Source organism: Lactobacillus sp. ESL0261, assembly GCF_003693025.1.
GTDB lineage: Bacteria > Bacillota > Bacilli > Lactobacillales > Lactobacillaceae > Lactobacillus > Lactobacillus kullabergensis.
Genome location: NZ_REHN01000012.1, coordinates 1 through 19,435 on the forward strand (window position 1 = coordinate 1; position 19,435 = coordinate 19,435).

The 19,435-nt window shown below is 36.2% G+C and carries 19 protein-coding genes and 1 pseudogene; all 20 read right to left on the reverse strand.

What is annotated here, in order from left to right; translation table 11 throughout:
* A pseudogene (locus F5ESL0261_RS07910) lies at positions 1-619 on the reverse strand (IS3 family transposase); the annotation flags it as partial.
* 76 nt (positions 620-695) lie between these two features.
* Positions 696-1,568: a fructokinase ScrK gene (gene scrK, locus F5ESL0261_RS07915; RefSeq protein WP_122052811.1), complete on the reverse strand. Its 873-nt coding sequence runs from the start codon at positions 1,566-1,568 to the stop codon at positions 696-698.
* A gap of 10 nt (positions 1,569-1,578) precedes the next feature.
* Positions 1,579-2,940: a glycoside hydrolase family 32 protein gene (locus F5ESL0261_RS07920; protein ID WP_122052812.1), complete on the reverse strand. Its 1,362-nt coding sequence runs from the start codon at positions 2,938-2,940 to the stop codon at positions 1,579-1,581.
* A gap of 54 nt (positions 2,941-2,994) precedes the next feature.
* The gene (locus tag F5ESL0261_RS07925) at positions 2,995-3,414 is read right to left on the reverse strand and encodes a PTS sugar transporter subunit IIA (RefSeq protein WP_122052813.1); all 420 of its coding nucleotides are present in this window, start codon (positions 3,412-3,414) and stop codon (positions 2,995-2,997) included.
* Between the two features lie 27 nt (positions 3,415-3,441).
* Positions 3,442-3,918, reverse strand: coding sequence for a PTS sugar transporter subunit IIB (locus F5ESL0261_RS07930; RefSeq protein WP_122052814.1), 477 nt, complete (start codon positions 3,916-3,918; stop codon positions 3,442-3,444).
* A gap of 20 nt (positions 3,919-3,938) precedes the next feature.
* On the reverse strand, positions 3,939-4,739 hold the full coding sequence (locus tag F5ESL0261_RS07935) for a PTS system mannose/fructose/sorbose family transporter subunit IID (protein WP_122052815.1): 801 nt from the start codon (positions 4,737-4,739) through the stop codon (positions 3,939-3,941).
* Positions 4,726-5,502 (reverse strand): PTS sugar transporter subunit IIC, encoded by a 777-nt coding sequence (locus tag F5ESL0261_RS07940; RefSeq protein ID WP_045928514.1) that lies wholly within the window; start codon positions 5,500-5,502, stop codon positions 4,726-4,728. The genes F5ESL0261_RS07935 and F5ESL0261_RS07940 overlap by 14 nt, the downstream gene beginning before the upstream one ends.
* A gap of 146 nt (positions 5,503-5,648) precedes the next feature.
* Positions 5,649-8,387, reverse strand: a complete 2,739-nt coding sequence (locus F5ESL0261_RS07945) for a sigma 54-interacting transcriptional regulator (RefSeq protein ID WP_122052816.1) — start codon at positions 8,385-8,387, stop codon at positions 5,649-5,651.
* 305 nt (positions 8,388-8,692) lie between these two features.
* Complete coding sequence (locus F5ESL0261_RS07950; protein WP_122052817.1) at positions 8,693-9,967, reverse strand: UDP-N-acetylglucosamine 1-carboxyvinyltransferase; 1,275 nt, start codon at positions 9,965-9,967, stop codon at positions 8,693-8,695.
* A gap of 129 nt (positions 9,968-10,096) precedes the next feature.
* On the reverse strand, positions 10,097-11,716 hold the full coding sequence (locus F5ESL0261_RS07955; RefSeq protein ID WP_109586668.1) for a CTP synthase: 1,620 nt from the start codon (positions 11,714-11,716) through the stop codon (positions 10,097-10,099).
* Between the two features lie 125 nt (positions 11,717-11,841).
* The gene (gene rpoE / locus F5ESL0261_RS07960) at positions 11,842-12,396 is read right to left on the reverse strand and encodes a DNA-directed RNA polymerase subunit delta (protein WP_122052818.1); all 555 of its coding nucleotides are present in this window, start codon (positions 12,394-12,396) and stop codon (positions 11,842-11,844) included.
* A 46-nt stretch (positions 12,397-12,442) separates the two neighbouring features.
* The gene (locus F5ESL0261_RS07965) at positions 12,443-12,847 is read right to left on the reverse strand and encodes a DUF1934 domain-containing protein (protein WP_122052819.1); all 405 of its coding nucleotides are present in this window, start codon (positions 12,845-12,847) and stop codon (positions 12,443-12,445) included.
* A 121-nt stretch (positions 12,848-12,968) separates the two neighbouring features.
* Positions 12,969-13,496 carry an MFS transporter gene (locus tag F5ESL0261_RS10210; RefSeq protein ID WP_233560914.1) on the reverse strand — a complete coding sequence of 176 codons (528 nt, stop codon included), beginning with the start codon at positions 13,494-13,496 and terminating at the stop codon, positions 12,969-12,971.
* Positions 13,497-13,544: 48 nt separating this feature from the next.
* A complete protein-coding gene (locus tag F5ESL0261_RS10215; RefSeq protein WP_233560915.1) occupies positions 13,545-14,159 on the reverse strand; it encodes a hypothetical protein in 615 nt (204 codons plus the stop codon).
* 102 nt (positions 14,160-14,261) lie between these two features.
* The gene (gene accA / locus F5ESL0261_RS07975; RefSeq protein WP_122052820.1) at positions 14,262-15,032 is read right to left on the reverse strand and encodes a carboxyltransferase subunit alpha; all 771 of its coding nucleotides are present in this window, start codon (positions 15,030-15,032) and stop codon (positions 14,262-14,264) included.
* On the reverse strand, positions 15,022-15,876 hold the full coding sequence (locus F5ESL0261_RS07980; RefSeq protein ID WP_122052821.1) for an acetyl-CoA carboxylase carboxyltransferase subunit beta: 855 nt from the start codon (positions 15,874-15,876) through the stop codon (positions 15,022-15,024). Before F5ESL0261_RS07980 ends, accA begins: the two co-directional genes overlap by 11 nt.
* On the reverse strand, positions 15,866-17,263 hold the full coding sequence (locus F5ESL0261_RS07985) for an acetyl/propionyl/methylcrotonyl-CoA carboxylase subunit alpha (protein WP_122052822.1): 1,398 nt from the start codon (positions 17,261-17,263) through the stop codon (positions 15,866-15,868). The genes F5ESL0261_RS07980 and F5ESL0261_RS07985 overlap by 11 nt, the downstream gene beginning before the upstream one ends.
* 11 nt (positions 17,264-17,274) lie before the next feature.
* The gene (gene fabZ / locus F5ESL0261_RS07990; protein WP_122052823.1) at positions 17,275-17,721 is read right to left on the reverse strand and encodes a 3-hydroxyacyl-ACP dehydratase FabZ; all 447 of its coding nucleotides are present in this window, start codon (positions 17,719-17,721) and stop codon (positions 17,275-17,277) included.
* A gap of 11 nt (positions 17,722-17,732) precedes the next feature.
* Positions 17,733-18,194, reverse strand: coding sequence for an acetyl-CoA carboxylase biotin carboxyl carrier protein (gene accB, locus F5ESL0261_RS07995; RefSeq protein WP_122052824.1), 462 nt, complete (start codon positions 18,192-18,194; stop codon positions 17,733-17,735).
* A complete protein-coding gene (fabF, locus tag F5ESL0261_RS08000) occupies positions 18,195-19,427 on the reverse strand; it encodes a beta-ketoacyl-ACP synthase II (RefSeq protein ID WP_122052825.1) in 1,233 nt (410 codons plus the stop codon).
* Positions 19,428-19,435 lie beyond the last annotated feature (8 nt).

The window sequence follows — 19,435 nt, forward strand, 5'->3', positions numbered from 1 at the left end:
AATTACTGCGGGATAGATGGGGCAGGTCAGGATTGGCATTAATGGCATCAAGAATAAAAGTTACGCTGACTTTAAGCTCGCGCCTTAGTTGGGTAACTGCCTGGGCTATTTCCGCGGCTTGCGGTTCCTGGTCCGCTGGTCGACTAAGACGCTCAATTTTTTTACGAATTCGTTCTCGATTTTCAGCTTCAAGTTCTGCTGGCGTAAGCGTTCGTTCTCTTGCTTGAGCCGATGGTTTTCCTGTTTGATCAGCTGTTCTCTTTTGGTCATGGGGCGGTCGTCCTCTCTGCTTGTTAACGATATTATACCCATTTTTACGGTATTCGCGCAGCCAGTTAGACAACATGCCACTACTTTTTAAGCCCAAGTCAATAGACACTCGACGGGCAGGCTCAAGTTCAACTATGATTCGCCTAAGGGCCTGCTCCTTAAAATTACTTGTATAAGCAGTGAAAGGCTGATCTAAAACAGCTAGACCGTGACGGCCAATTAAAGCTAACAAGTAATTAATATTAGTCTTGCCAACCCGATAACGCTGACTTAGCTCAGCAGGGCTGATTTGATAATCGTGCCAAAGATGATAGATTTCAGCTTTATCTTGTTTAGATAATTTAGACATAAAAATGACCCCCAAATTTGTCCTAAATTCGGGGGTCATATCAATCTCGCTTAAGAGCACTTTTTATTTTTTAGAGTTATTCTCGTAATAATCTTTTTGCCAAAGCAAAGTCACCAACAGTCGCAGAACCATTATTACTGATTTCTGGCATGGTAATGTATTGCTCTAATGGTGGCACGTGCACATAATTATTTAGTAATGTCGCAAAATCACGCCGTACTTTTTCTAGAAACTTTTCACTGGTAACGCCGCCGCCAAAGACAATTTTGTCCGGGCGTAAGATCAAGGTAACTTGCAAGACAGCCTGTGCTACATAGTAGCTCATAATATCCCACACAGGATCGGTAAGCGGCACATCTTTTCCAGATTTATTAAGACGTGCTTCAAATGTAGGACCTGAAACCAAACCTTCCAAGCAATCTTTATGAAAAGGACAAACTCCAGCAAAATCCAAGTCATCTGGATGGCGCTTAACTTTAACGTGTCCCATTTCGGGATGACCTAAAGAGCCTACCAACTTGCCGTTAATAATAGCTCCGCCACCGACACCAGTGCCAATCGTGTAGTAAACGAGTGAATCAACATCTTCATTAGATAGCTGCGACATTACATATTCACCAAAAGCAGAACCATTAACGTCAGTGGTAAAGAAAACTGGAACCTTAATTGTTTTAGTCAAAAATCCGACAAAGTCAGTATTGCTCCAGCCTTCTTTGGGTGTATCAGTTATAAAGCCATAATTAGGTGCCGTTTTCCGCACCTCAATTGGTCCAAAAGACGCAATTCCAATTGCATCAACTTCAAACTGCTTAAAATAATCTACCGTTTTTTGTAAGGTTTCCTCTGGTGTCGTAGTGGGAAAAGTTGTTTGATCCTTAATTTGATAATTCTCATTGCCGACCGCACATACAAATTTTGTACCACCGGCCTCAATTGATCCTAGTAACATTTATATCTCCTTATCTATAAATCGAATTTATTTGATAACTAAATCCTACCACTTTATCCTTACTATCAAAATCTACTTTTATTTTTGAAGACTCAAATTCACATTTACTAGTAAAAACAAATTCTCCATCATTCAGATATAGTTCGATTAAGTCCTTATCTATATATAGATCTAAATTACTAATTTTTTTCAAATCGTTTATTTTTTGATTATGCTTACGAATACGATCTTTAACCTTTAAAAATAAAATATTATTTTCAACTTTCAGTTTATAACTAGCTGAATTTGAAGAAAGTTCAAAATTGAATTCACTTGGAACCTGTTTAAAAGTAAATTCAGAAAAATTAGTACATATGCTAGTTTCAGCTGTAAATTCTTTTTTGTTATACCTCAATTTTTTATATTCATTTACTGGCTTTTGAAACAATTTTTCATTCTTTATTGTTAATTCTCGAAGAAGTGTTAACGCACCTATACTAATAAAATTATTTTGTCTTTCCTTTTCCTGTTCAGTCGGTAAACCTGACCAGCCAATTAATAATCTGCGTTTTTTTACAGGATCAAACAATGTCTGCGGGGCATAAAAATCATAACCATAGTCCAGATTTTGTGGTGTTGGCAAAAATTCATTATTAAATTTAAAATTATTGAAATAATAAAAAGATCCAAAACCGTGCTTTTCACTTGTTTTCATTCCTTTGGGCGAACAAAGAAGAATATGTTTTCCTGAAATGTCAAAATAATCTGGACACTCTAACATATTTCCCTGCTCGCTCCTTTTATTTGAAATTCTTTTCAAATATTTCCATGGACCATATATATTATTTCCTTGATATAGAAGCAATTGTCCAATTTGATCAGTGCTTTCACCTCCAACAATTATATAGAAATAATTGTTTTTAAAAATAATCTTTGGATCTCTAAATCTTTTTGTATTAATAGTGGAATCTCTACTAATAATGGGGTTATTTTTGCTCTTAGTAAAATTAATTCCATCCTGGCTTTCTGCTACACAGATCGACTCGACATAAGTATTTTTTTCATTTCTGTGTCCAGCATAAAATAAAAAAAGTTTATTTTGAAATACAATTGCACTTCCTGAATAACAGCCATCCCTATCATATTTTTGATCTGGAGCCAAAGCAAACTTAACTTGCTGCCAATGAACCAAATCTTTAGACACAAAATGACCCCAAAAGATTTTATTAGCAGTGGTACTAAAAGGATCATTTTGCATGAAAACATGATAGCTGCCTTTATAGTAAATTAATCCATTTGGATCATTAGACCAACCAGAATTTGGTGCAAGATGATATTTATACTTATGTGAATTACTTTTTAGTGTCTCATTTGCTTTATCGATTAAATTCATTTCAGTTCCTTCAAACTAACAAAAGTAGTAAGACATCTGCTTACTACTTCTTTTTTACTCGTCTTCTGGATTATTTTGTATTTTTTTCAATTTCTCTGAGTATGTTTGTAATTTACTTATATTCATTAGTCTGGGAATAACTTCTTGTAATGAGTAACCCTGATTACGCAAATTTATAGCTTCTATCAACGTTGGCATATTAGCTCCTGCTATTATATCAGAGTCATTTTTGACAAGGAATATTCTTTTTGCAATCTCGTTAAAAGGCGTGCCATATGATAAATCAACTAAAAAAAGTGTACTTTGGCCTTCGATACTATTAAATATTTTATCTAAGTCAGTTTGAAAACTAGTTAAGCCTTTTTCGCCTATACTCACAGTTGTTATTTTTCTCTCATCAGGAAAGAAAAGCTTTACTGAATTTTTCATCGCTTCAGCAAATGGTCCGTGTGATGCTATGACAATGTTATACAATTCTCTTCTCTCCTCATTTATTAATATCTAAATTATGTCTTTTAAATAAACTAATTTATCCGTGGGTACCATTACGGCTGTAATCTCAACACCACGTTCCAAAAGAGTACGGAATGCTTTTTCTTCATCAGACGTAATACTAACACTTGGTTTAATATGGTGTGTATTATCTCGTGTAGACATATTACCCACATTCACCTTTTTAATATCTAAGCCTTTATCCATTAATCTGAGTATTGTCTCTGGATCTTTAACAATCACTAATACTCTTTGACCTTTATATTTGCCACTCTGAATATTATTTACAGCCTTTTCTTCAGTTATTAGAGAAGTAGAAACGTTTGACGGAGCCGCCATTCTGAGCATCGTTTTCTGTACCTCATTATTTGCTACTTGATTATTAATCACCATTATTCTAGTAACTCCCAATTCATTAGTCCATAAAGTAGCAACCTGGCCGTGAATTAATCGGTCATCAATTCTGATATGAATAATACCTTCCATCACATAAACTCTTTCTAAATTTATTTCATTATACCTAATACATACAAGATTATTGAAAGTGCAATAATAATTAATATTATATATATTGGTTTTACCTTTTTACTCAATAAATAATATACACCAAATACTAAAGCTGCTGGTAATAGCCCTGGCATAATTTGATCAAAAATTTGGTTACCTGTCATTGACAGTGAGCCTTGTTTAAATTTAAGTGCCAAATTCGGTTTTACAACAGTAGGAATTAATCCGCCGACTACCATTAAGCCTAAAATAGAAACACTTTCAGTTATTAACTTCATTTTAGTTTCAATAGAAGCCAAAAGACTTGTACCAGATTTCATTCCAGCTTTAAACAAAGGTATACCCAAGCCACGAAGAAGCCAAGTTACAATGAACCAAAGAAAAATACCTACTGGACTTCCATTTAATGCCATATTGGCAGCTATGGCTCCAAAAATTGTCCACGGAATGACGACAAAAACGCTGTCTCCTAATCCAGCCAAAGGTCCCATCAAGCCAGTTTTTAGACCCATAACTGTGCTTAAACTTTTTTCTTTTTCTTTTTCCTCAATTTCTATATTCATTCCCAATACATATGGTGCCAGGTATGGATTTGTGTTAAAAAACTGTAGATGAGTCTTAACAGATTCTTTTAACCCTTTTGGATCTCCTTTATAGTTTTCTTTCAGAAAAGGAAGCATTGAATACGTATAAGATAGACCCATCATTTTTTCATAGTTTAAGGATGCGCCACCATTTAAAATCCACCTAAATAGAACTCTATTTTTAGTTTTTTTACTTACTGCTTTACTCGTCATCATTCATACCTCCAGTATTTTGAATATTAGCTTGTTCCTCACTATTTCTCTTATAAAGGATTAACGCAACAGCTGCTCCAGCAAGAGCGATACCTAAAACTGTCATTTTTAAGTAAACGGCTGCAATGAAGCCAATAATTAAATAACCAAAATAACTTTTTACTGGTAAATAGCGCAGTAACAATCCAATACCCAAAGCAGGAAGCAAGTTACCAGCAACTGTTAATCCACCTGTTACCCATTGAGGAATAAAAGCAATAATCGATTTAACTAACGAAGGACCTGCAATAACTGTTAACAAAACTGGTAATCCTGAGGCCATCATTGTGGTAAGTAAACCACAAATTTGCATTAACTCAATTTTGCCGTATTTTTCTTCATCTGCGTATTTTTCAGCTTTATTTTGAAAGTAAATATTGACTGTCCATTTTAATACATCCAATTCAACCATCAACATAGCAACAGGAATCGCCAGTGTTATACCAATGGCACCCTTTTGACCTGTAGTAATGGCAATATAAGTACCAATTAAAGCTGCTGTTTGGTAATCTGGTACTGAAGCTCCACCAAAACTCGAAATACCTAAAGTCATTAATTGCAAGGTACCACCAATATAAAGACCAGTAGGTATATCCCCTAAAATGAGTCCAACTAAAAATCCGGCCACTACCGGTTGAGAAGTCCCAATCATTGGTCCATTTTTATCATAATTAATAAAGAAGCCATATAACACTATTAATGCTATCTGCCAAAACTGTACATTCACTTTATTTCCTCCTTAAAAGTAAAATCATTGCTAAAACAATCTTTCATTTTTAATTGATTCAGCTCAATTTTGTTTTCCAATTTTTTATTAGCAAATATTATGCCAAATGATTTCAAAAAAATAAAAAAAGCCTTTAATCGGCTTCTCTACTGCTTATTAAAAATTATTTGATCAACATAAATTAACTCTGATCTAGGTATTTTCACACTATAATTTTCCTTTATCACACTGAAGGCAGAATTAATTTTATCTATATCTTGATTATGTTTTTTTACAAATTGTTCTTCAAACTCTGGATTTAAATTATTCTTTTCTTTCCTGACTAATCGTTCAATTAAGTAACTAACATGAACATATAAAGTAAATTTTTTTTGATTTGACAGGATTAATGAAAATTGCCTTTCAAGTTCTTGAATAAAAATTGTAATGTTTTCAATAACTTTCGGCGCATCTAAAATAGTAACCATGTTGATTGTCTGTTCTAAAGAAAAATTTTTTACTAAATTATTTGATATAGTGTCAATTTCAGCATTAGAAAAAGAACCAGCAAACCAGTTTTTTAATTCTGCAGTCCCCTTATCAGACAATATTTTTTCCAAGAAAATGAAATTAATTCCTGCAATATGTGGATTTTCCGTTCCAATTATTCCAACTACATCATACATTCTTTTTATTACCTGTACTTTATGAGCATCTTGCAATGCTTGAAAATCATAAGCAATAATTTTAATTTTTTTCGTAGTGGGCAGGCAGCGCTCCAGCAGTCGGGCGACATGCGTAGCAGTCCCTATCCCTGAATAGCAAGTAGTCAATATTACTTTAATTTTATTTCTTGCCGGATAGGTTAATTTAATATCTAGTTGACTTATTTTTCTTGCATGTTCACTAATTTCTTTAAAACTGCGCTTCTTTAAAATACTTTCCCCTACTTCCAAAGCTAACGGAGTAGAAACATTATTCATCAGTAAAATAGGAGCATTTATCTGACGGGGAAAAAGTTTTTCAATTTTCTTCAGTGATCCCATATCAACCAATATAATTAATCCATGTGAAATGTCATTATTCTCACTGTAATCAATTATTTGGTTAGCTATTTGTTGAGTACTAACATTAATTGGCATGTCAAACGCGTCTAAGGTGTGTGTATTAAGTAACCTATTGACAACATTTGCAATACTACCTGCAGTTGCGTAACCATGTGCAATTACAATAGCTTTAATTAAACCAGTTTTAGTAATTATTTCCAATTTGTTCAGGTAAATTGTTAGAAAAATATAGTCTATTTCATTTAACTCAATATCCAGGTTATCCTTAATCAAAGTCACTAACCGTGAAACATATAAATAGACATCTGAATACCTTTGTTGAACATTTTTATTAAGTTCAAGCAGGGTTTGTAAATCATTGCATTCATCAATGGTCAATTGTATTTTTTGACGTTCAAATAGGTAATAACTAACGGCGTAGATGGCGTTACCGCTAATTTTTAATTGGTATGCATTCGTTAACTGATCAAATACTCTTTTAACCCCTTCAATAATATATGATAAAAGGGGAATTTGTTTTCTATTATCCTTTTCAAAAAGAAGCGTGTCAAAAAGCTGGTAAACTACTTGTTTTAACTTTGACTCGCATTGATGCAAATTATGCTTACTTTGCATATAAATTGTTAGTATTCTTTGTAAGCTATTAACAAAAATCTTCTTTTCTGATGAGTTGCGAGCAATCAAATCTTTTAACTCGGTATTGGCAGAAATAACAATTGACTTATTTTGAAAATGATAGGAATCACTTTTACTATTACTTAAAACCTCATCAGGTAAAAATGAAGCAGTAATTGATATGTCTTTTTCTTTTTTATTTTCTGCATTTGCTCTTGCAATCGTTAATTTAATTGCATTCTTTAAATCGCCAATGTTTCCTGACGGTTCATAGGAAGAAAGCTTTTTTAATACCTGATTGCTAATTTTCAGAGATTTGCCAATTTTTTTCTGCTCATTTTTAAGTAAAGTAAAAACTAGATTTTGTCGTTCTTCTCTACTTCTTTGACTTAATGGCGGTAACGTAATTTTTACTGGAATTCTACGCATAAATGTAGCTAAAAAATTGTCGTCTAAGTCTTCAGTAGTTGCAAAACATAAGCGCACATTAACCTTCTTACCTCTTTTAGTTTCTCCAACTGGATACACAACCCCCTGATCAAGATAAGTAAACAATTTTTCTTGTCCCTTTGATCCCAGTCTATGGACTTCATCTAAAAAGAGAATCCCACCGTCAGCTTCTACAAAAGCTCCATCATGATCAAAATCTGCTCCTGTAAAAGCACCTTTTTTATAACCAAATAAATTACTTGTTAATAATTCTGGATTATCAGCGTACTGAGCACAATTAACAATAATAAATGGAGCATTAGCCATAATAATCTTTTGTGTTCGACAAAATTGATTGATTAGACTAACTAAATAACTTTTTCCTGTTCCACTTTCACCCGTGATCAGTAGTGGTAGCCCACCATTTGGATAGAGAATAGCCGCCCGTACCCGTTCTATACTTTCTTTCAGGCTAGGATTTATTTGGGTAAAATCTTTTAAAATATCCTGCTTGTCTTTTTCCCGTTCAATATCTGAAATAGAGTGGTAGATATTACTTTTTAAATGGAAATTATTCTTTTCGAATCTTTCTTTATGAATGAAATGTACAGGTCGTGTTGTGATTTTGATTAATTTTTGCTCTTTTGTCAGCTGATTTAAATATAAGCTTACAGTATTACGCTTTGCTTGTATAGCTTCGGCAATGCCACCAGCCGTAAAATCTTTATTCAACCTTTCTAAGTCAATTTTTTTTGTTTTAGCATCCAAATAACTTAGTATTTCATCTTTTAACATGTTAACTCCTACTGTCAAATTTTGAGCTATTCTACATTTACTTTTATTGCCATTGTAACCTATCTTTATCAATACTTCAGAAGTTTTTTCACTCTTTATTACTGTGAAAAACTAGTAAAAATAAATAAGTTGTGCCCGATACCTACTATTAATGGTTCCATGCTTATAATACTGAAAATCACTTTTTTTATAAAAAATTGTTGTGTGAAAAAACAAAATTAGTGTGAAAGCAAAAAAGACTTGAGAATCCAAAATCCCAAATCTTTTATTTATAAAATATTCTTATTTGATAGCTCACCAGATTATTACTTTTCAGGCACATCCTGAATTTTTACATCCGCACCAAGTAGGCGGAGTTTTTCCTGCACGCGGTCATAGCCTCGTAAAATATTGCCAGCATTGTTGATAACGGTTTTTCCATCCGCCATCAAACCCGCTATCATTAAACAGGCTCCTGCGCGAATTTCGCCAGCAGAAACCGTAGTACCATGAAGTTTAGCAGTAGGATGAACCAAAATAATATTGTCTTCAACTTTAATATCTGCACCCATTTTGCGTAATTGCTCAATGTGTCCAATTCTTTTGGGGTAAATTTGGTCAATGATGACACCTTCACCAGACTTAGCAGAAAGCAAAAGCGGCGTTACCGGCTGCTGCAAATCTGTCGCAAATCCCGGATAAGATGAAGTACGAATTTGGGTCATTTTTAAATCACCAGCAGGATAAACATAAAGCGAATCCTCTGTTGCATCAATTACCACACCCATTTCTTCTACTTTAGCTAAGTAAGAATCAAGATGCTCTTCAATAATATTATGAATGCAGATGCCGTTGCCAATACAACCAGCAAGAGAAATATAAGTGCCTGCTTCAATTCGATCAGGAATAATAGTATGGGGAGTCTTAGCTTCAAGACGCTCAACACCCTCAATCCTAATAGAATCAGTTCCGGCACCTCTGATAACTGCACCCATATTATTTAAAAATGTAGCTAAATCAATTATTTCAGGTTCTTTAGCAGCATTATCAATAATAGTTTGTCCTTTGGCAGTTACAGATGCCATAATTATATTCATTGTGGCACCTACTGAAGGCATTGCCAAATGAATTTTAGCACCATGCAGACCATCTGCAGGTGAAGTAATTTTTATTTGATCATTCTCATTTTTTACACATGCACCTAGGGCTTCAAATCCTTTAATATGCTGATCAATGGGGCGGGGACCAATATCATCTCCACCAGGGAAGCCCACAACAGCCTTACCAAAACGACCAAGAAGAGCACCCATAAAATAATAAGATGCGCGCAAACTCTTGATTTTACCACTTGGCAATGGGCTCATCTTAATGTGCTCTGGATTGATACGCAATGTCGTATTTTGAAAATCACTTGCGACACTCATTTCACTTAGCAGATCCATTAAGTTGTCAACATCTGCAATCCTTGGAACGCCTTCCAAAGTTACAGGTGTACGCGACAAAATTGATGCCGGAATCAATGCAACAGTCGAGTTTTTGGCACCACCAATCCAGACATCACCCTGCAGGGGCTTTCCACCATGAATTATCATTTGCTTCATTGGCGAAAAAATCCTTTTCTATTTCGTTTAGTCATAATAATGTTATAGGAATTTAACAGAAAAAACAAGAGAAGACCTTCGTCTTCCCCAGCCCAAAAAACTAGTTTTTGTATTATCTAAATATGCCAATTAAAGCTTTTCTTCAGGAAGACCACTTGCAGCACCAATAAATGCTTTGTAAAGTCCCTCAGGTCTTTGTGGCCTGCTCAAAAATTCGGGATGATATTGAGCAGCAATAAAGAATTTATTTTTAGTCAATTCAATAATTTCAACTAAATGATTATCTGGTGAAACTCCGGCAAAAGTCATTCCTGCTTTTTCAAATGCTTCACGATATTCATTATTAAACTCGTAACGGTGACGGTGACGCTCCTGAATGACATCTTGATTATCATAAGCTGCAGCAGTCTTTGTCCCCTTCTTCAAGGTTGCTGGATAAAGACCTAAACGCAAAGTTCCGCCAATATTTTCTTCATCACGTTTGTCAGCCATAATGTCAATTACATTATGCTTAGTCTTAGGATCTGCTTCGGTGGTATTAGCGTCCTTATATCCCAAAACATCACGGGCAAACTCGACTGTTGCCATTTGCATTCCCAGGCAAACTCCTAAAAACGGAATATCATTTTCACGGGCATATTTAATTGCGGTAATCATTCCTTCAAAGCCGCGGGAGCCAAAGCCACCGGGAACGATTAAACCATCAGAATCTTTCATAAAATCGGCAATATTATCTTCAGTCACGTCTTCTGCCTGCACCTTATTAATTTTGACATCAGTATTGTAGGCGTAACCAGCATGCTTCAAGGCGTCTGTAACGGAAATATAGGCATCCTCAAGTTCAACATACTTGCCAACAAGAGTAATCGTGGTAGTGTGCTGCAAGTTTTTAACTCTTTCATCAAGCCTTTGCCATTCAGCCATATCAGCTTCATCCTTAGGGCTCTTGAGATGTAGGAAGTCACACACTTTTTGATCCATCCCTTGTTTTTGGAAAGCTAACGGCAAGTCGAAAAGCGATGGCGCATTAATTGATTCAATAATACGATCAACTGGCACATCAGTAAAATTGGAAATTTTATCCTTATGCTCCTGATCAATTGGCATTTCTGCCCGTAAAACCAACATATTGGGCTGAATACCAATACTGCGCAGTTCAGCGACAGAATGTTGCGTCGGCTTAGTTTTCATTTCTTGTGCCGCATGTAAATAAGGTACTAACGTACAGTGAATATACATGACATTTTCTTCGCCTACCTCACGCCGCATCTGTCTGATGGCTTCCATAAAAGGAGTTGATTCAATATCGCCAACTGTACCACCAATTTCTGAAATAACAACGTCTGAATCAGTGGTCAGACCAGCACGCATAATTTTTTGCTTAATCATGTCTGTGATATGGGGAATGACCTGAACAGTAGCTCCGTGATAGTCCCCGCGTCGCTCTTTTTCCAGTACTTCTTTATAAATTTTACCGGTAGTAACATTCGAATATTTGCTGGTGCGTACGTCAACGATTCTTTCGTAGTGTCCTAAATCAAGGTCCGCCTCAGTACCATCATCAGTGACAAACACTTCCCCATGTTGATAAGGATTCATTGTTCCGGGGTCAATGTTAATATACGGATCAAACTTTTGCATTGTCACCTTTAAACCGCGGTTTTTTAGTAATCGACCTAAGCTAGAGGCAGTGATGCCCTTACCTAGTGAAGAAACGACACCGCCAGTAACGAAGATATATTTTGTCATTAGCCCAAACTCCTTTGCAAAAAATAAGAATAATCAAAAATAAAAAAGCTCCCATACGGGAGCTTAAACGCACATAACGTGCCCAAATAAAATACTATCTATTTTGGGAGACAAAGTCAAGAAAATTATTCATCGTCATCTTCGTCGTCATCATCACTCAATTCAGACAACTGACCCTCAATGCCATCTGGCAAGTCTTCATCATCGTCATCATCGGTATTGACATATTCATCGTCATCATCAAAATCATCCGGCTCGTCATCAGCAGTGGCATCCAAGTCTTCGTCTTCCGGATCATCATTATCATAGTCAATGATATCATCGCTACCTGTAGCACTTGCTAAAAAGGCATTAACTTTTTTATGGTGTGTCCGAGTATCTTCTTCATCCTCATCTTCAGGGTGATTAACCTCTTCATCTACAGATTCATACGGGAACCATGAACGAAGAGCCCACACATTTTCACCCATAGAAATGAATTCACCATCGGTATTCATGTCAGTGTAGAATTGGGGCAAACGTTCCCTTATTTCTTCATCGCTGACGCCTAAGTACTTTTGCACTGCATTAACAATATCAGCAAAAGCCATTCTCTTATTGTTATCTTCTAAAATTGCGCGAGCAACTTCAATCATTGATAATTCATTGCGATTTTTATTTTTAAAGTCGTTTAATCCCACAATGTATTCCTCTCTCTTAAACAGTCTTTCTTATTTTACTAGGCGTTCAAGTAAAAATCAATGTGACGGCATAGTTACCTATTAAGTATAGACCACTATAAAGGTTATATTCAATCTGAAGTTCGCTTGAACCATCACTTTTAGGGAAAAATTTAATAAATTCAGTCGTACTTTGGAGATCCATTTGATAGCCTTGAGCAACATAGCGACAGTCTTTGCGCTCACCAACGACAAAATGGAGTTGTGAGTAGTTATTTCTGTCAGTTCCCCGCCTAATAATCACATTATCGTCTTTAATTAATATTTTAACGGGAATTTTGCCATCTTCCAAATAGAAAACTCTGGTATTACCTGCAGATTCAATTAATTCGCCATCAGCTTTTTTCTTGAAAGTTTCACTTTCTTTGCCTTGGATTATTTTGCTAGTAAAATCAATTTTTACTTTAGTCATATATTTGATTCTTTGAAATAAAAAAGCCAACCTTCCAGATTAGCAAATATGTCGTAATGTCCTTCTTAATTTTAGCAAAAAATATTATAAAACAAATTATTTTTTAACGCCAATAATTACTTTAATTAGTTTTTTTGGGTATTGCCAGCAAAATATTTGTGCCGCCTATGATAATTAAGCTCGCACAAAGAACAATAATAAATTTTTCACCAACATGATCAAGAATTATGCCAGAAACAACTGACGAAACGGGTCCACCAATATTGGCAAAAGTTCTGATTGTGGTTAAAACCCGCCCCAAATAATTATCTGCTGTGGAAGTCTGAATGACAGATTCTGCAAGAACGTTATGAATACTGGTAGCAGGACCAAAAAGAAAAAGTAATATACAAAGAAGTACCATGTTTTTTAAAGAAAATAACATCAAAATAAGCGGTATGGCGCTAATAGTCCAGGCCCAGCCAACTGTTATAATTCTTGCTTTCATTTTGCCGGCTATTAAGGCTCCCAGTATTATTCCCGCCAGTATGCATATGTAGAAAGTGCTATAAAGTGCCGGCTGTCCCGCTTTTGCGGCTATACGAGGTAAAATTAAAATCATTGCAGGTTGTGCAAACGAATAAAGCAAGCCAGACCAAAGATAGTGCAATAAAAAGACATTTTCCTTAATGTAACTGTAGCCACTGAAAATCTTTTGTCAATATTTAGTTAGGCCTTCTGCCTGGCTTTCTTTTTCTTTAAATGCATTATGAACAGGTATTTTTCTCAGAGCTGCAATTAACAATAAAAGCCCCAGTAAACTCAAGCAGGCACAAGCTAAAATAATGTCTCCGCTTGCCATAAAAGCCAGTAATGAACCAGAAAGTGCAATGCCACCAACATTTACCAGTTGATCCACGATATTAATCTTGGAAATAATACTGGTCATTTCTGTTTCATCCAGAAGAGATTCTTTTAAAATAGCGCGATCAGCAGGGTTAAAAAATTCATCACAAATTGATAGTAATCCAGCAATAATAATAGCTAAAATATAACTTTGGCTAAAACAAATAATCACAGCTGTAAGCACAAACAATAAGACTACCTGTATCACCATAGAATAGATGCTGGTTTTCTTAAAAGAGTGACTGTCAATAAAAGGACCGTAAAAAATAGAAAGAGCAGCAGTTACTGTGAAAATAGCATTAGTAATGCCAACCATAGTTGAACTTTTGGTTTGAATTTGGATCCACCAAATAAAAACCATGCCATAAAGCGAGTTGCCCAAGCCACTAACTAAGCGTGACAATAAGTATGGTTTTTTCTCTAACATAATTTTTCTCGTTTCGCGCTAGTTCTGTTAAAATTCTATTTTAATTAAAAACTAATTAAATATTTAAAGCAATATATTTTTTATTGATTAGGTTAAATTCTTTTAGAACTTGCGGTATCTGGCATGTCTTTTATCTAATAAATCTGCCAAATTTTCAGTTTGAAATTTTTTTAGCCTTTGCTCAATTATTTCTTTTAATCCCTGTGCTTGGTTTTCTAAAACTTGTTCAGGCAAAACCCGTTCTACTATGCCCTGTTTCTTTAACCATTCCGGTTCAATGTGCATTATTTCCGCAGCTTTTGTAGCCAGTTTGGCGTCCTTCCACATAATTGAGGCAAATCCTTCAGGTGACAAAACTGTATACATACTGTGTTCCAGCATCCAGACTTCATCACTGCAGGCCAAGGCCAACGCTCCACCTGAGCCGGCCTCACCAATAATAATAGTTAGAATTGGTACCCTTAACTGCAGCATTTCACTAATATTAGCAGCAATAATCTGCCCCTGGCCGTTTTTCTCTGCCTCTGCTCCTGGATATGCACCAGGAGTATTAATAAGAGTGACAATAGGAACACTCATTTTAGCAGCTGTTTTCATTACCCGCAGTGCTTTACGATAACCTTGGGGTAAGGGGCTGCCAAAATTAGTTGCCATTCGTTCTTTTAATTCTTGTCCCTTATTAGTTGCAATGACGCAGACACTCATATCTTTTATGGTTGCAAAACCCGCTATTATGGCTGCATCATCACTACTTGTGCGGTCTCCGTGCATTTCAAAAAAATCTGGAAACAGTTGAATTACCAGACGATGCATGTTACTTTTATGGTCACTTCTTGCCCCATCCATAATGGCTAAAATTTTATCACTCGCCATGAACTTGACCCTCCCATTTTTCTGCAGCAAAAATTTTAAGTATCTGACCAAGTTTGGCTACCTGTTCATCACGAGGAACAATACTATCAATAAAGCCGTTTTGGTAGGCATGCTCAACTGTCTGAAAATCTGGTGGCAGTTTCTTATTAATAGTCTGTTCAATTACTCTGCGTCCGGCAAAACCTAATAAAGCTTTAGGTTCAGCTAAAATAATGTCTGCCTGCGAAGCAAAACTGGCAGTGACACCACCAGTTGTTGGATCCATAATTACGCTGACATAAAGCAAATGTGCTGCGCGATGGTCATTAACTGCCTGTGAGATTTTAGCCATTTGCATTAATGAATGAATTCCCTCTTGCATTCTGGCACCACCTGAGGCAGTGAACAAAACAACAGGTAATTTCTTTGTGGTTGCTTTTTCAAACAAGCGAGTTATTCGCTCACCAGTGGCTGTTCCTAGACTGCCCATTATAAACACCGGATCCATAATACCCAAAGCAGTTTCGTAACCAGCAATATTGGCTTTACCGGTTAAAACTGCATCTTTAAGTTTAGTTTTGGACTGCATTTTTTTAATTGTAGCCTGATAATCTGGAAAATCAAGGGGATCAGTAGTCGCTAAATCTGCATCCCATTCCGTAAAGTCTTTTGTCAGCATCTTTAAGCGTGCTCTGGCAGTCACTCGAAAACCGTAGCCACAATTAGGGCACAGCTGATATTTACCAGCACGATGAAAATAAAATTTATTGCCACATTTAGGGCAAATTCTAAAAATGCCTTTAGGAACATTTTCCTGATACTTTTTTAATGCACTGTGGGGATGACTTGCAAATCTAATTGCCATTAACCTGCGCTTCCTTTTCATTATGTCCTAGTCGCTTAAGATAATTGGGTAAAAATTCTTGATCTATATACGTTGTTAAATATGTACCGGTCTGAAATTTTTTATCTTGCAGTAAAGCAATTAAAAAATCACGGTTAGTAACTAAACCTTTAATTTCAAATTCTTTAAGAGCTTCAAGCAAACGCTTAATTGCCATTTGCCTATTAGTTGCATGTGCAATAATTTTAACAATCATCGAATCGTAAAATGGTGAAACGGTATCTCCACTGTTAACCCCACTTTCAATCCTAATACCCAGACCACTAGGCAATACCATTTTTACGATCTTACCAGCTTGGGGACAAAAATTTTTACTAGGATCCTCTGCATTAATGCGGGCTTCAATTGCAGCACCATGGACATGCACATCTTCTTGAGATATGCTCAAATCTTTGCCTGCAGCAATATTAACCTGTTCTTTAACGAGATCGACATGAGCAACTTCTTCTGTAATTGAATGTTCAACCTGAATCCTGGTATTCATCTCCATAAAATAGAAATGATGAGCAGGATCCATTAAAAATTCGATAGTACCGACATTTTCATAATTTATTGCCTTTATTGCTTTAACAGTTATCTGTTGCAAATAGTCTCTTTCTTTTGCACTGATTTGTGAACAAGGCGTTTCTTCAATTACTTTTTGCTGGTGACGTTGCATTGAGCAGTCTCTTTCGGGAAGTGCCACCACATGTCCTGTTTTATCTGCCATGATCTGTACTTCGACGTGTTTGGCCGGGGAAATAATTTTTTCCAGATACATTCTGTCGTCTCCAAAAGAAATTCTGGCTTCTTCTTGTGCCTGGTTGAATGCTTCTGTTAAGTCAGCAGCTTGAGTCACACGTCTTATTCCTTTTCCGCCACCACCGGCAACGGCTTTGAGCATTACGGGGTAGCCCACTTTATTGGCAATTTTTATTGCAGCCGCAGCATTTTTAACAATCCCATCACTTCCAGGAATAACAGGTATATTATTCTTGCGCATCATTTCCCGAGCGTTAGCCTTATTTCCCATTAAAGAAATGGTTTTTGACTTGGGACCAATAAAAACCAGGTGGCATTCTTCACACATTTGAGCAAATTCAGGACTTTCAGATAAAAAACCGTATCCTGGATGAATTGCATCTGCTTCTGTTAGTACAGCGGCACTGATAATATTTTGCATATTTAAATACGAATCGGCTGGTTGGGGAGAACCAATACATATTGCCTCATCAGCTTCTTTCACATGTTGGGCATGTTTATCAGCCGTTGAATAAACAGCAACTGACTTAATTCCCATTTCGCGTAAAGCTCGAATTATCCTTATAGCAATTTCTCCACGATTCGCTATCAAAATTTTTTTAAACATAATGTCACACTTTACTGAATTGCAAATATTAACTGGGCAGTACAGGCAACTTTATCTTTAACAGTTGCTTTTGCCTCACCAATCCCGGCATTTCCACGCAGCTTATCCAGCTTAACTTCTAAATTCAGAGTATCTCCCGGCTTAACCATTGTTCTAAAGCGAGCATTCTTGATACCTCCAAAATAGACAGTTTTTCCTTTAAATTCCGGCATCGTCAACAATGCAACTGCACCAGTTTGCGCCAAAGCCTCAGTTATCAAAACACCCGGCATTACTGGATTACTCGGAAAATGTCCCTGAAAATAGCTTTCATTAATTGTGGTATTTTTTTGAGCAACAGCATATTTACCGGGCTCATAATCTAAGACCTGATCAATTAACAGCATTGGGAAGCGGTGAGGCAAAACAGCCTGAATCTGCACACTATCTAAAGTATGTAACTTTTTTGGTTCACTCATATTTGCTTCCTTCATTCTGGAATAACCGTTATCAGTGGTTGATCATATTCAACTACTTGTTCATTTGTAACTAAAATTTTATCAATAGTCCCTGTAAAATCGCTTTTAATTTCAGTCATCATTTTCATTGCTTCAATAACGCAAACCACATCACCTTTATTGACATGATCACCCGGCTTTTTATATTGAGGTTTTTCTGGACTTGCTTGTAAATAAACTATGCCAACAAGTGGTGCCTTAATTTTTAAAGTTTTCTGCTTAGATGTATCTAAATTGCTAAGTTCTTGATGATTAGTTTCCTGCAGTGTTTTAACAGACGATTGGCCTACAGGACTTTCTTCTCCTAATTCTACTGGTGCAGCAACTTGACTTTTGTCAATCTTAATATGACCACCCTTAAAATCTAAATCCAGTTTGGTGATATCACTTTGATTAATTTCTGCGATCAATTTTTCAATTTCTTCAAAAGTCATTTAATCATCCCACCTTTTTAATGCAATCACCGCATTATGTCCACCAAAACCAAATGAATTGCTGATGGCATAATCTATTTTTTGTTGACAATTTTGTTTATTGACCAAATTAACTTTGCACTCAGGGTCTTGCTGGGTTACTCCTACATTTATCGGTAATAATCCTGAATTAAGTGCCAAAATTGTGGCAATAGCTTCAATAGCTCCTGCTGCTCCTAGTAAATGACCTGTCATGCTTTTAGTACTTGAAACAAGGACATTGCTATTCTGACCAAAAACCTGATTAATTGCTTTAGACTCAGCCCAATCATTTGCTTTGGTACTTGTTCCATGAGCATTGATATAGCCCACTTGCTCAGGGCTTACTTGAGCTTCACTAAGAGCCAGTTCCATAGCTCTTGCAGCCTGGCTGCCACTAGGATCAGGAGATGTAATATGGTGTGCATCGGAACTAGTCCCATAACCGACAATTTCACCTAAAATATGTGCGCCACGACTTTGAGCATGTTCTAGCGATTCTAAAACAAGAGAACCTGAACCTTCTCCCATCACAAAACCGTTACGATTTTGATCAAAGGGAATACTTGCTTTTTCAAGATCCGTTGTCGTGGACAATGTTGAAATTGCAGCAAAACCAGCTATTCCACTTTCATTGATTGCGGCCTCTGAGCCACCAGCAATCATGACATCAGCATAGCCATCTTTTATCTGTCTGAAAGCTTCACCAATTGCATTTGTACTCGAAGCACAGGCAGTCACAATTGTAGTACTGATTCCTTGAGCATGATAGCGAATAGAAATATTGCCTGCTGCCATGTTAGCAATTGAAGTAGGAATAAACATTGGCGATACTCGATCCAGACCTTTTTCGTGCCATTTAATAACTTGTTCCTGGATGGTAGTTAGTCCGCCAATTCCTGTGCTCCAAATTACGCCAAAACGTTCACTATTGGTATTTTTTTCATCAATTCCTGCTTGTTCCATGGCTTGTGCTGTTGAATACATAGCGTATAGTGTGAATGCATCCATGCGTTTAGTATCTTTTTTAGTTAAAAAAAGCAATGGGTCAAAATTGTCCAGTTGCCCAGCCAGAGTGACCCCACTTGAATCAGCATCAAAATAAGTAATTGGCTCAAAACCAACTTTTTGACTATTGAGCCCAGCTTCAAAACTGGCAACGTCATTACCAATAGGTGTTAAGGCACCCAAACCTGTAACTACTACTCTTGTCATTACTTACT

Coding starts and splice junctions, on each gene's coding strand:
- F5ESL0261_RS07935 (WP_122052815.1), bottom strand. CDS start 4,739: ATGATGACGAGTAAAGCAGTAAGTAAAAAAACTAAAAATAGAGTTCTA.
- F5ESL0261_RS07985 (WP_122052822.1), bottom strand. CDS start 17,263: ATGTTTAAAAAAATTTTGATAGCGAATCGTGGAGAAATTGCTATAAGG.
- fabF (WP_122052825.1), bottom strand. CDS start 19,427: ATGACAAGAGTAGTAGTTACAGGTTTGGGTGCCTTAACACCTATTGGT.
- F5ESL0261_RS10215 (WP_233560915.1), bottom strand. CDS start 14,159: ATGTTAGAGAAAAAACCATACTTATTGTCACGCTTAGTTAGTGGCTTG.
- F5ESL0261_RS07955 (WP_109586668.1), bottom strand. CDS start 11,716: ATGACAAAATATATCTTCGTTACTGGCGGTGTCGTTTCTTCACTAGGT.
- F5ESL0261_RS07950 (WP_122052817.1), bottom strand. CDS start 9,967: ATGAAGCAAATGATAATTCATGGTGGAAAGCCCCTGCAGGGTGATGTC.
- F5ESL0261_RS07980 (WP_122052821.1), bottom strand. CDS start 15,876: ATGGCAATTAGATTTGCAAGTCATCCCCACAGTGCATTAAAAAAGTAT.
- F5ESL0261_RS07920 (WP_122052812.1), bottom strand. CDS start 2,940: ATGAATTTAATCGATAAAGCAAATGAGACACTAAAAAGTAATTCACAT.
- F5ESL0261_RS07930 (WP_122052814.1), bottom strand. CDS start 3,918: ATGGAAGGTATTATTCATATCAGAATTGATGACCGATTAATTCACGGC.
- accA (WP_122052820.1), bottom strand. CDS start 15,032: ATGGCGAGTGATAAAATTTTAGCCATTATGGATGGGGCAAGAAGTGAC.
- fabZ (WP_122052823.1), bottom strand. CDS start 17,721: ATGAGTGAACCAAAAAAGTTACATACTTTAGATAGTGTGCAGATTCAG.
- F5ESL0261_RS07965 (WP_122052819.1), bottom strand. CDS start 12,847: ATGACTAAAGTAAAAATTGATTTTACTAGCAAAATAATCCAAGGCAAA.
- accB (WP_122052824.1), bottom strand. CDS start 18,194: ATGACTTTTGAAGAAATTGAAAAATTGATCGCAGAAATTAATCAAAGT.
- scrK (WP_122052811.1), bottom strand. CDS start 1,568: ATGTTACTAGGATCAATTGAGGCCGGTGGTACAAAATTTGTATGTGCG.
- F5ESL0261_RS07945 (WP_122052816.1), bottom strand. CDS start 8,387: ATGTTAAAAGATGAAATACTAAGTTATTTGGATGCTAAAACAAAAAAA.